At 53.8% G+C, this 11946-nt stretch carries 12 protein-coding genes and 4 tRNA genes; 7 read left to right on the top strand and 9 right to left on the bottom strand.

The genetic code is table 11. The features are described 5' to 3' along the window. Positions 1-75: 75 nt before the first annotated feature. Positions 76-306 (top strand): hypothetical protein, encoded by a 231-nt coding sequence (locus tag P3B99_009570; GenBank protein ID WYJ07438.1) that lies wholly within the window; start codon positions 76-78, stop codon positions 304-306. A gap of 64 nt (positions 307-370) precedes the next feature. Here P3B99_009570 and P3B99_009565 read toward each other — a convergent pair whose 3' ends face one another. Next, positions 371-979, bottom strand: coding sequence for a DUF4405 domain-containing protein (locus P3B99_009565; protein WYJ07437.1), 609 nt, complete (start codon positions 977-979; stop codon positions 371-373). 127 nt (positions 980-1106) lie between these two features. Between P3B99_009565 and P3B99_009560 the strand changes: the two genes are divergently transcribed. Beyond that, on the top strand, positions 1107-1643 hold the full coding sequence (locus P3B99_009560) for a methylated-DNA--[protein]-cysteine S-methyltransferase (GenBank protein WYJ07436.1): 537 nt from the start codon (positions 1107-1109) through the stop codon (positions 1641-1643). A 38-nt stretch (positions 1644-1681) separates the two neighbouring features. Here P3B99_009560 and P3B99_009555 read toward each other — a convergent pair whose 3' ends face one another. Together P3B99_009555 and P3B99_009550 are read right to left on the bottom strand one after the other, a co-directional pair. Further along, positions 1682-2533 carry an aldo/keto reductase gene (locus P3B99_009555; protein ID WYJ07435.1) on the bottom strand — a complete coding sequence of 284 codons (852 nt, stop codon included), beginning with the start codon at positions 2531-2533 and terminating at the stop codon, positions 1682-1684. A gap of 11 nt (positions 2534-2544) precedes the next feature. Then, complete coding sequence (locus P3B99_009550) at positions 2545-3522, bottom strand: carboxymuconolactone decarboxylase family protein (protein ID WYJ07434.1); 978 nt, start codon at positions 3520-3522, stop codon at positions 2545-2547. Between the two features lie 269 nt (positions 3523-3791). On the opposite strand from P3B99_009550, the gene P3B99_009545 reads away from it, so the two are divergent. Further along, positions 3792-4355 (top strand): flavodoxin, encoded by a 564-nt coding sequence (locus P3B99_009545; protein ID WYJ07433.1) that lies wholly within the window; start codon positions 3792-3794, stop codon positions 4353-4355. Positions 4356-4359: 4 nt separating this feature from the next. Further along, positions 4360-5439 carry an alpha/beta hydrolase gene (locus tag P3B99_009540; protein ID WYJ07432.1) on the top strand — a complete coding sequence of 360 codons (1080 nt, stop codon included), beginning with the start codon at positions 4360-4362 and terminating at the stop codon, positions 5437-5439. A 191-nt stretch (positions 5440-5630) separates the two neighbouring features. On the opposite strand, the gene P3B99_009535 is transcribed toward P3B99_009540, so the two are convergent. Then, positions 5631-6509, bottom strand: a complete 879-nt coding sequence (locus P3B99_009535) for an AraC family transcriptional regulator (GenBank protein WYJ07431.1) — start codon at positions 6507-6509, stop codon at positions 5631-5633. A 142-nt stretch (positions 6510-6651) separates the two neighbouring features. Here P3B99_009535 and P3B99_009530 point away from each other — a divergent pair. Further along, positions 6652-6728 (top strand) — tRNA-Val (locus P3B99_009530). Positions 6729-7710: 982 nt separating this feature from the next. After that, on the top strand, positions 7711-8238 hold the full coding sequence (locus P3B99_009525; protein ID WYJ07430.1) for a transposase: 528 nt from the start codon (positions 7711-7713) through the stop codon (positions 8236-8238). Positions 8239-8324: 86 nt separating this feature from the next. On the opposite strand, the gene P3B99_009520 is transcribed toward P3B99_009525, so the two are convergent. From P3B99_009520 to P3B99_009510, 3 genes are all read right to left on the bottom strand, one after another. Then, positions 8325-8408: transfer RNA gene (locus P3B99_009520), tRNA-Leu, on the bottom strand. 62 nt (positions 8409-8470) lie between these two features. Beyond that, positions 8471-8541: transfer RNA gene (locus tag P3B99_009515), tRNA-Gln, on the bottom strand. Between the two features lie 24 nt (positions 8542-8565). Next, positions 8566-8641, bottom strand: a tRNA-Ala gene (locus tag P3B99_009510). A gap of 220 nt (positions 8642-8861) precedes the next feature. Between P3B99_009510 and P3B99_009505 the strand changes: the two genes are divergently transcribed. Further along, positions 8862-9314, top strand: coding sequence for a hypothetical protein (locus P3B99_009505; protein WYJ07429.1), 453 nt, complete (start codon positions 8862-8864; stop codon positions 9312-9314). Between the two features lie 258 nt (positions 9315-9572). Here P3B99_009505 and P3B99_009500 read toward each other — a convergent pair whose 3' ends face one another. Beyond that, positions 9573-10526: a methionyl-tRNA formyltransferase gene (locus P3B99_009500; protein WYJ07428.1), complete on the bottom strand. Its 954-nt coding sequence runs from the start codon at positions 10524-10526 to the stop codon at positions 9573-9575. Next, complete coding sequence (der, locus tag P3B99_009495) at positions 10523-11941, bottom strand: ribosome biogenesis GTPase Der (protein ID WYJ07427.1); 1419 nt, start codon at positions 11939-11941, stop codon at positions 10523-10525. Before der ends, P3B99_009500 begins: the two co-directional genes overlap by 4 nt. Between the last annotated feature and the right edge of the window lie 5 nt (positions 11942-11946).

Here is an 11946-nt window from a genome sequence, read left to right as displayed (position 1 = left end):
TACTGATTCGGAATTTCCCGACAATCCGATTTCGACGCGCCCCGCCGACAAAACAAACGAAAACAACGAAAGACAATGAACGCAATCAAAACGAAATTCGAACTGCTGACGCCTACCCCCAACAAAAAAACGAATTGGGACGTAATGGGAACCTACGACTCCGTCAAGGAAATCAAGGAGGCGTGGAAAAGCCTCACCGAAGCGCAGGAAGCCACCCACGTTGCCGACTTTGTCGCGTTTGTCGAAGGCGGCGAATCTGTAAGGCTGCAAATCAAGCCTACTCTTGTCTTAAACCCCGAAAGATAGCGCGGCTATCCCCGACCCTAATGCGGTTTGCCTTTGCAAGCCGCATTTTTTTGCGCCCTGAAAATCACCTCCGCCGCAAGAGTTTCCGCAGGGCGCGCGCGCCGAACGCCGCGGAGAAAAGAATCGCCGCCGTCTGGCAGAAATGGGCGGCAAATGGCATTTCGTAAAAATCGAAAGACGCCCCCGCGAAAAGTTTTTCGGGCATTCCGCGCGAGACGAAAAAATACGCGCCCGCGCAGAAAACGGCGGCGGAGGCAATCTTCGGGAGGAAGCGCAGAAAGCCCGCTCGGAGCCCGACGTGGACGCCGCACAAAACAAAAGTCCAATACGCGGAAGTTGTATGAACGGCGCGGATTCCAAGCCCGCCGAAGCAGTCGGAAAGCCCGAAAACAAAGCCCGAAAGCGCGACTCCCGACACCGCGCAGACCGCCGCGCACGCGGCAATAGCCGCCACTACCGCAGTCCCCGCCGACCTGTCGGCATTGTAGCGTCCGCGCCCCAGCGACGGATACCACGCGCGGTTCAAGACGTTGTGGAGCGCGAACGCCGCGACCGCCGCAAGTCCCAGAATTTCGTGAAGCTCCGCCCCCGTGATTCTGAACGCCAACGCCGACGGCAACAGAGCAAGCATCGACGCGTCAACCCACGTCCGCAATGTGTTAGAATTTTTCACGTCTAATTTCTCCGCATAAAAATGCCGTTTCGGCGGCGGAATGCAACAACAAGTTGCGCGTTAAATTGCGTTGACCGCCGCCGCCCTCCCCTGCTAAAAATGCGGACGGAAAATCGGCAGGGAAAAGATGAAATATATCAACCATTACCAATCTCCGATAGGCGTGCTGCTCATTGCCGAAGACGGCGGCGGTCTCTGCGGGCTTTGGCTCGACGGCGAAAAATACTACGCGAAGACGCTCGGCGGCGACTTCGCCGAAAAGCGCACGCGCACGCTCGACGAAACGAAAAAATGGCTCGACATCTACTTCGGAGGGCGCAAGCCCGATTTCATGCCGAAGCTTGACATGCGCGGATCGGCGTTCAGGCTCGAAGTCTGGAAAATTTTGCTCGAAATCCCCTACGGGCGCACGACGACGTACGGAGAAATAGCCCGCAAGATTTCCGCGCGGCGCGGCGGCAAAATGTCGGCGCAGGCGGTCGGCGGCGCGGTCGGGCACAACGAAATTTCCATAATAGTTCCCTGCCACAGGGTAATCGGAAGCGGCGGAAATCTGACGGGCTACGCGGGCGGGCTTGACGCAAAAACCAAGCTTCTGGCATTGGAGGGAATCGACGTTTCCAAGCTCGCGCTTCCGCGCGGGAGCGCGTCCGCAAAAGCGTAGACGCGCGGCAAGCCGCCCGAATGCGGGCGGAATAGGAATCAGTCGTGGATTTTGAACCCGTTGAGCCATTGTGCGGTCTCCGCGGTGTGGTGGTCGATGATTTCGCTATGCCCCAAGTCGAGACCGTCGATTGCCGACATGTCGGAGGCATCGAGGGCAAAATCCCAGATGTCGAAATTTTCCCTCATGCGCTCCGCTCGCGTCGATTTCGGAATCACCACAACCCCGCGCTGTACATTCCAGCGAAGCGCGACCTGCGCGGGCGTCTTACCGTATTTCGCCCCGATTTTCGAAAGTAGCGGGTGCGTAAAAATGCCGTGCCTGCCCTCCGCCAACGGCCCCCAAGCTTCGGGGCGAACGCCGAACGCGCGCATGTTTTCAAGCGCGGATTTCTGCGCGAAAAACGGATGAAGCTCGACCTGATTGACGGCGGGTTTTATCCGCGCGTTTACGCAGAGGTCGGCGAGCCTGTCGGGGTAGAAATTGCTGACGCCTATTGCGCGGATTTTCCCCGCGTCGGCAAGCTCCTCCATCGCCCGCCACGATCCGTAGTAGTCGCCGAACGGCTGGTGGATTAGGTAGAGGTCGATGTAGTCCAAGCCGAGCTTGCGCAGGGAGGTTTCGAACGCCTTTTTCGCGTTTTCGTAGCCCGCGTCCTGAATCCAGAGTTTCGTGGTTATGAAAAGCTCGCCGCGCGGGACGCCGCATTTTTTAAGAGCCGCCCCCACCGCCTCCTCGTTGAAATACGCCGCCGCCGTATCTATCGAGCGGTAACCGACGGAAATTGCGTCGAGCACCGCCCTTTCGCAAACCTTCGCGTCGTCTACTTGGAAGACTCCGAAGCCCTCGGCGGGAATTTCTACACCGTTGTCAAGCTTTACAAATTCCATGGCATAATCTCCTATTTGCCCGATGTCGCGCGTTCGTACTCTTCGTCCGAGACGGCTTCGAGCCAAGTGTTTTTGTTTGTGTCGGGCTTGCATTCAATGGCCAAATGCGAGAACCAGCTGTCGGGAGCCGCCCCGTGCCAGTGCACGACATTCGGGGCGATTTCCACGATGTCGCCTGCTTTCAGTTCGCGCGCGGGCTTTCCCTTTTCCTGATAGAAGCCCCTGCCGCCGACGGCTATCAAAATCTGCCCGCCCGTGTGGCTGTGCCAGTTGTTGCGGCACTTCGGGGCAAAGCTCACGTTGGCGAGCGGAACGCCCAAGTCGGGATTTTTCGAAAGCCGCGCAAGGTACGACTTCCCGCTGAAATATTTGGCGTACGCCGTGTTCTCCGCGCCGAACGGGAACGGGCTTGTCGCCGCGCCGCCGCGCACTTCGTCCGAAACTATCGAAAGAATCTCCGCCGCCTGCGCGTCGGAAACGCCGTTGTTTTTTGCTATGCCGATGTGCGCGTTAAGCTGCGGTTCTACGCCGTCCATTGCCGCAAGCATGGAGACAGTCGCGATTTCACGCGTGCGCCAGTCGAGGTTGTCGCGCGAAAAAATATCGCCAAAAAGATGGGCTTTTAGATATTCGTCGATTGCGGGAGCGAAGTCGAAAAGCTTTCCCTTGACCTCGCGCCCGACGAGCTTCGTCTGGTTCGCCGCGCCGAACTCTACGCTTTTGCCCGCGGGCGGCGGCGACGGACGCTTTCCCTCGGCGTCCTTTCCGCCGCGCTCTTCGAGAAGCCCCATGAGCGTTCCGAGCGCGTTCAGACTGCGCGGAAATCCGCAGTACGCGTAGAGCTGCACGAGCACCTCTTTGTATTCGCCCGCCGACACGCCCGAATCAAGCCCCGCCGAGAGCGCGGATTTCAAGCCCGTCTGGTCGCCCTTGGCGGCAAACGCCGCCGCGCGGACAATGTTCTTTTCGTTTGCAGTAAGACTGTCCATATTTTTTGCCGTTGTTGAATTTGAAATGAAAAGCGCATAAAGCGCCAATGCCGCCGATAATATTTTTCCCATTGAGAGTCCTTTCTTTTTGGCGAACATATTATCGTAAAAACGCGGAATTGTAAATATGCGTTCCCGCCGAATTTCTGCCCAATCCGACCTTTTGCAAAAACGCGGCAATCGGCAGAATCGGGCAGATTTTAGGTCGTAGTGTGTATTTACGAGGAGCGCAAAATCTGGTATTATCGGCGGACAATCAGGACAAAACCATGAAAAGAAAAACATTCTTGAAAATACTTCCCGCCGCATTTTTAGGCGCAAGCGCGTTTGCGGCAAAACCCGAAACAAAAGGAAACAAAATGCTCGTAGTATATTATTCCTGGAGCGGCAACACGCGCGTAATCGCCGAAACAATCAAAAAGCTGACGGGCGCGGACATGCTCGAAATCCTGCCCGAAACGCCCTACCCCGCAGTTTACGGTCAAACCGTAGACATCGCAAAAAAGGAGACCGGCGCAAAATACTGCCGCCCCGTAAAAACGAAAATCCCCGACCTCTCCGGATACGAGACGGTTTTCGTAGGCTCGCCGAACTGGTGGGGAACAGTGTCGTCGCCAATCCGCACATTCCTTACGCAGGCGAAGCTCGCGGGCAAGAACGTCGTGTCGTTTATGACGCACGAGGGAAGCCGCATGGGACGCGCAGTCTCCGACATCAAAACGCTCTGCCCGAATTCGAAAATCCTCGAAGCCCTGCCCGTTCGCGGCGGCTCGGTGAGAGGCGCAGAAAAGACCGTCGCAAAATGGCTCGACTCCATGAAACTCGCAAAATAGCCGCATGAAAAATTCGGCATTTTCGAAAACCGCCGCCCTACTCTCCGCCGTCGCGCTTTCCGTGTCGGCGGCGGGCGCGGACTGCGCAAACGTCAACCCAAAAAATTTCGAAATGGAAAAATTATCACTCACCCAGCGTTGGGACAAAGTCTTCCCCCAAAGCGACAAAGTAAAACACTCTAAAATTACCTTCGTAAACCGCTACGGAATCACGCTCGCAGCCGACATGTACGAGCCCGCAAACGCCTCGGGGAAACTGCCAGCAATCGCGGTGTCCGGTCCGTTCGGCGCGGTCAAGGAACAGTCGTCCGGGCTTTACGCGCAAACGCTTGCCGAACGCGGATTCCTCGCAATCGCATTCGACCCGTCTTACACTGGCGAAAGCGGCGGCTCGCCGCGCAACGTGGCATCGCCCGACATCAATACCGAAGACTTCTGCGCCGCAGTCGATTTCCTCTCGACCTGCGGCAAAGCCGACGCCGATAAAATCGGGATTCTCGGAATATGCGGCTGGGGAGGAATGGCAATCAACGCCGCCGCAATCGACCCGCGAATAAAAGCGACTGTCGCCTCAACTATGTACGACATGAGCCGCGTTAGCACCTTCGGATACTTCGACAAAACAAGCCCAGAAGCCCGCGCCGAGCTCCGAAAACAGCTCGCCGCCCAACGCACCGCCGACTACAAAAACGGTTTCTACGCCCGCGCTGGCGGCGTCGTAGACCCGCTTCCGCCCGACGCGCCGCAGTTTGTCAAAGACTACTACGACTACTACAAAACACCGCGCGGATACCACCCGCGCTCGCTAAATTCAAACGACGGCTGGAATAAAACCTCCGTGCTTTCGTTCATGAATATGCCGCTGCTTTCGTTCGCGGGAGAAATCGAAAATGCAGTCATGGTAGTCCACGGCGAAAACGCGCACTCGCGCTACATGGGCGAAGACGCGTTCAAAAAGCTGAAAGGCGAAAACAAAAAACTTCTCATCGTAAATGGCGCAAGCCACACCGACCTCTACGACAACAAATCGGGGAAAATCCCATTCGACGAAATCGAGAAATTCTTCCGCCAAAACCTCAAATAACGCGCGCATTCAAAACTCCGCCGCGCCGCCCCTAACCGCAGGGCGCGCGGCGGAACGCGCAAATACCGATGCGGAAATTTCTGACGGTAAACCCGCACCGCGCCACATTCTATCAATACGCGCCCGCGACGGAAAATCCTCCGAACCGACGCCTACAAAACCCGACGAACCGACGCGCTAAACACGACTAATCAAACCGCGACGTCGCGCTTGGGGGAAACGCCGAAATGCCGCTTGTACTCGCGGCTAAACTGCGTCGGACTCTCGTAGCCTACGGCATACGCGGCGTTCGCGACAGTCTCGTTCGACGAAATCATCAGCCTTCGCGCCTCGTGCAAACGCAGATTCTTCTGGTATTGAATCGGACTAACCGACGTCACCTTTCGGAAATGCCTGTGGAAAGTCGTCGGCGCCATGTTCACATACTTCGCAAGCTCCTCTATTTTAAAAGGCTTCTGGTAGTTGCTTTTCAGCCAGTCAACCGCGCGCGTAATCTGGTTGTTCTGAGTGCCGAGCGTGCAAAACTGGCGCACATGCCGCCCCATCGGACTCATCAAAATGCGCGAATATATCTCGCGAACGATAATCGGCGCAAGAATCGGAATTTCGTCGGGACGTCCAAGCATCTTCACGAGCCTTAGAAACGCCTCCATCAAACCGTCGTCGGCGTCGGCTACGGCAAAGCCGCCGAAAAGCGTGTCGCCTTTGATTTTTTCGAGAGGCATCTCGGAAAGCATCTGAGCAATCAGTTTAAAGTCCAAATCGAGCGAAACCGTTATGAGGGGTTTTTGCGGGGACGCCTCGGCGACGCAACTCGTGGCGGGAATGTCAATGCCCGTGATGAGACATTGATTTTGGCGGTAGGCGATTTCGCCGGAAGTTGTGATAGCGCGCTTGCTGCCCTGAATTATGAGAATGATTTTCGGGGTGTAGAAACACTTTTCGAACCTGTTGCAGCGGTCGATTCTGTGTAAATAAAAGCCTTTGATGTCAGTCTCAAAAAACCTCTCGGAGGACAGATATTTGAGGACAGACTTTTTCAGTTGCGAATTTAATTTGTCAACACTCATCGTAAGAAGAATCGCCGAAGATTTTGGCGAAAGGCGGAAAATTTGTCAAGCCGCGCGAACGACATGAGGCGACAATAAAAAAACGAAAAAAAAGCTTGCAAAACATAAAAAAGCGGGTTCAATGCAAACCTTATTAATTAACGGGGGTATAGCTCAGTTGGTTAGAGCACTTGCATGACACGCAAGGGGTCGCAGATTCGAGTTCTGCTACTCCCACCATTTAGAACAACTTCCAAGTCTTTGGCTTGGAAGTTTTTTTGTGGGAGTCAGAACAGGCTTTTCCGCTCATCGTCAAAGATAGTGGGATGAGGGTAGAAGAAGAAAAAAAGGGAGGCAAAGAGGACGGAAGTCCTACAATGCCTCTGATGTTGTTTAGTTTTTATAGAGTAATACGAAGTTGGCGGAAAGGTCGAGACTTTTTTGCGAGGTTGGAATACAAACAAGACGGCATACCGTCTTGTCGCGGTTGCGGGCATAAGAAGGTTGTATTTTACGACCATTATTACAGGAAGGCGAAAGTAGCGTCGATAGACGGGCGGATATACGATGCAGTCATAAAGGCGCGTCGATACCGGTGTCCGAAATGCGGAAGAATTTATCGAGAGCCGATACGTGGGTTGAAGAGCAATAAGCGAATATCGGAGAGTGCCAAAGACGAAATCATCAGTAAATACCTCGATGGGGCGACAAACAAGAAGATATCGAAAAGGTTGGGGATATCGCAAAGCACAGTGGAGCGGGTAATCCACGAACGCTTTGAACTAAAGGTCAAGGAGCAACTAAGCTACGAATGCCCGTCAATCATCGGCATTGATGAACACAAAAGTTGCGAAGCAAGCTTTTGGGAAGCATAAAACACGAAGTGTTTTACCCGAAGGGCGAGAACAGCGCGGATTTTGCGAAGCAAAACCAAGCGAGCGAGTGCAACATACGATACATAAAGGCTACAAGTTTGCGACAACGATAGCGGATTTAACGCATCATAGGGTATACGATGTGATAGAGGGGAAATCTCGCAACTTGGTGGAAAGTAAGTTAATGAGCTACAAAGGTCGGGATAAAGTAAAAGTAGTGTGCATGGATTTAAGCAGCAGCTACCGAAGCATAGTAAGGCGGTGTTTTCCGAAAGCAAAAATAGTGGCGGACAGGTTCCACGTTATAAGATTGGTGCTGTATCACTTTATGGAGTTTTGACTCGCGTTTGCATGCGCAAACCGTCTCGCCCTTCGGGTCTCTGGCCTGCGGCAAAATCTCATTCGCGCTTCGCTTGAATTGCAAAGCTGCACAGGAGGAAGTAAAATGGAATAGAAAGTTGACATACCCATTGCGAAAACGAGGAGATAGGTTGAACTCCGAAGAGCTTGAGCGGTTGGAAAAGTTTTTTGAGGACAATCCCGCGATAAAGCTGGCTTACGAGTTTAAGGAAAGATTGTGCGAGCTGCTGAACAGGAAACATCAAACGGCAAAGGAATGTAAGAGAAATATAAGAGAACTGAAAACAATGATGAAACAGATGAAATACGAAGCGACACAAGAGTTTGAGAGGATAGCAGAAACCATAAGCGACTGGTTTGCGCCGATAATCCGAATGTGGAGATTTACAAAAAACAACGGAATAACCGAGGGCTTCCACAGGAAAATGAAACTAATACAACGAATGGCTTACGGTTATCGAAACTTCCAAAATTACAGATTGAGGGTCTTGGTTCTATGCGGCGTCTTTCATTGAAATCCACTCTCTTTGGTGTTGACCCAACTTCTAAAATGCCGACAAAAAAGCCCGCAAGGCTTGGTGGATTGCAGGCTTTAAAGTAATGCTCGAGGGGGGACTCGAACCCCCATGACAGTGAAGTCACATGAACCTGAATCATGCGTGTCTACCAATTTCACCACTCGAGCGAAAGGGTTTTTATTTGGACATCTTAAATTTCAATCGGCCTGTATTCCCTTTTCCGCCGACGTTCCCCGGCAGAGATTCGAACTCCGACTAGATGAACCAAAATCACCTGTGCTACCATTACACCACCAGGGAGAAATTTATTCTGTCGCGCCTTTTTGGTGGAGATGATCGGGTTCGAACCGACGACCCCCACAATGCCATTGTGGTGCTCTTCCAACTGAGCTACATCCCCAAAAAAGTATTCAAACAACACTGTCGCAATTTTTCCCCGCGTCAATGATTTTTTTTACTTTTTTCGCGCAACGCCGCTTTTGTGTTTTATACTTGCATTGCGAATTGGCGTATTTCGCGTTGTAGGGCTATTTTGATTATGCGTGGTGTATCCGTTTGGGCGCAAAAAATCGGCGCACAAATGTGCGCCGACAGTCGGATTCCCTTTCAATTCGGGAAGTTTGTGCGGAAGCTATTTCTTAGCCGCGCATTTTTTGCCGCAGCAAGCTTTCTTTGCGGGAGCGGCTTTCTTAGCGCAGGGCTTTGCCGCGCAAGCTTTCTTTGCGCATGCCTTTTTTGCGGGAGCTTTTACGGCTGCCTTTTTCGCCGGAGCTTTCTTGGCGGGTTTTGCCACGGCTTTCGGAGCTGCCTTTTTTGCCGCCGGTTTCTTTGCGGCGGGCTTTTTTGCGACCGCCTTTTTTACGGCTACCTTTTTCGCAGGAGCTTTTACGGCTTTCTTTACCGCGACCTTCTTGACTGCCGCCTTTTTCGCCGGAGCTTTTTTGGCTACCGCCTTAGTTGACACTTTCTTGGCGGGAGCTTTTTTTGCCGCCGGTTTTTTTGCTACTGTTTTTGCCATATCTTCTCTTGTTTTGTTATTGTTGGTAAGCCGCCGTTTCCGGCGGGACTATTGAAATGGCTCTCGATATTTTCCGACATTCCGCGAGAGGAAGTATTGCCGAATGGGAGACAGCGACCCAAAGTATCCGTTTTGGACACTCGGTGCGTTGAAATTGTCATTTCAGACATCATTTTTCCCGTTGGCTATCAAAATATGCAAAACCGACTGCGGCTTTATAAAATTTTCGATTCGCCACCTATCGTTTTGTTATCTTACTTTTGCACTTTTTTTGAAGCTTTGGCAACAAATTTTTTTACGGTTGCGTAAAAAATCATTTCAGAAGACTCTTATACGGAAAGGACTTCAAAACTTCCCCGATTCCCATCTTGTATCCCGCAAAAAATTCCCTTGCGGGCATCATTTTGGCGCAGGGCTTTTGGAGGCTTTTGAAGACGACCGCCCCGTTGCCGCACGCGACGGCAAGCCCGTCCGCCGACGCCGAAAGTATCGCGCCTGCGGGGTGTCCGCCGCCGCAGTTTTCGCACGACGCGTCCCGCACTTTGATTGCGTCCTCGCCGTATTGGAGCACGCCGAAGCCGAGTGCGCGGACTCTGTCGCGGACAGATTCCGCCGAGCCCGAAAAATCTATGTACATATCCGACTTGTCGAATTTGCGCGTATAGCTTGCCGCCGATTCGTCCTGTTCGGCGAATTTTGCGGTTTTGTTTTTTACGGATTCGAGGTTTCTTGCGAGGATTGCGGGGCACGCCCTGCGGAATTTAAGCCGCAGAGATTCGGCGGTGTCGGTTTCGGCTATTGCGATTTTCTCGATGTCGCAGACTGCGCCCGCGTCCATTTTTTTCACTATGCGCATGAGGCTCACGCCCGTTTCGGAATCGCCCATTGCGATAGCCGTTTCGATTGGCGACGCCCCGCGGTATTTGGGAAGAACGGAACCGTGGAGGTTCAGGCAGGGGTATTGACCGTAGTTTAGAACGTTGTCGCGGAGCATGCAGCCGTACGCCATGACGATTATCATTTCGACGCCGAGTTCGCGCAGCCGCGCCACGGTGTCGTCGCCGACTCCGCCTTCGGGGCGCAGGAGTTCGACTCCGTTTTCGATTGCCCATTTCGAGACTTCGTTGGGGGCGATTTTCCTCCCCCTGCCCTGCGGTCTGTCGGGGTTGCTGACGACGCACGCGAGGGGAAATTCGCGCGAGTTGCGCAGAAATTCGATTGCGTCGAGCGCGATGGGGTCGGAGGCGAAGAAGGCGGTTTTTGTCATTTGCGTTTTTTGCCCTCCATGCGTTCCTGCAAGGTCTGCGGCGTTTTGCCGACAGTTTCGAGCTTGATTGCGACGCCGCCGAGGTTGAGCTTTTCGCGCAGACCGTTAACGATATAGCGGCGGTACGTTTCGGTCAGGACGTCGGCGCGGTTGCAGTACATTCTGACGGTATAGGGGCGCGACGAAATTTTGACGCTGTAATAAACCTTGAAGCGTTTGCCCTCGATGTATTTCGGCGGGTTCTCCTCCAAAATCGACTTTATGCACGAGTTGAGTTTGGAGGTCGGCACGGAAAGGTTCATTTTTTTATACATGTGCCACGCGGCTTCGAGCAGTTTATCGACGCCTTTGTTGTCTTTTGCGGAAACGAAGAACATGGGGGAGTCGCCGATGGCGTAGAGTTTTTTGCGGACGGCTTCGTCGAATTTTTTGCCGAATTCGCGGATATCGGAGTAGCCGCGCAGCGGGGCTTTTGCGAAAGTCTCGGTTGCGTAGTCCCACTTGTTGACGACCACTATCAGCGACGCCCCGCATTCGAGGATTTCGCCCGCAAGACGCTTGTCAAGCTCGGAAACGCCCTCCATTGCGTCGAGCACGAGAAGCACGACGTCGGACGCCTCTATCGCCTTGCGCGTGCGGAGAGACGAAAGGTAGTCGAGCGACGTATTCGTCTTGCGTTTTACGCGAAGCCCGGCGGTGTCGAAGAGGCGGAATTTCATGACTTCGCCGTTTTTCAGCGGCGCGTCGATGTCGCATTTTACGCTGTCGCGCGTGGTGCCCGCGACGTCGCTTACAATCAGCCTGTCCTCGCCCAGCAGCCTGTTCAAAATGGAGCTTTTGCCGACGTTCGGCCTGCCCGCGACGCAGATTTTGACGCGGTCGGCGGAGTCGTCCTGCGGGGGTGTGGAGATGTCGCCGCATTCGCGCTCCAAGATTTGCGCGAGCGCGTCGGTGCCGTAGCCGTGCTCGGCGGAGACTTCGACGGTATCCCTGAATCCGAGCCTGTGAAATTCCGCGGCGCGGTCTTCGTGCACGGGCAAATCGACCTTGTTTACCGCAAGCACCACATGCTTGCCCGACGAGCGCAGAAGCCGCGCGATTTCCTCGTCGAGCGGCGTAAGCCCCGTCTGCGAATCCACTACGAACACGATGATGTCGGCGGCGACTATCGCAAAATTCGCCTGCTGGTTTGTGGCGTCGGCAATAACTTTTTCGGTTACGTCGGAAGTGGCGAACATGCCGCCCGTATCCATGAGGACGGCGCGGTCGGAGAGCGGTTCAACCACGATGTCTCGGGTTACCCCCGGCTGGTCGTGCACGATTGACACGCGCCGCCCCAGAAGCCTGTTGAACAGCCTGCTTTTGCCTACGTTGGGTCTGCCGACCAATGCCACGCTTTTAACTTCACGCTCCATAAAAA

The sequence above is a fragment of the Opitutia bacterium KCR 482 genome (assembly GCA_029269845.2).
Taxonomy (GTDB): domain Bacteria; phylum Verrucomicrobiota; class Verrucomicrobiia; order Opitutales; family Intestinicryptomonadaceae; genus Merdousia.
The sequence above is the reverse complement of the archived record's forward strand: the minus strand, read 5'-3'. Positions and strand labels throughout refer to the sequence as shown.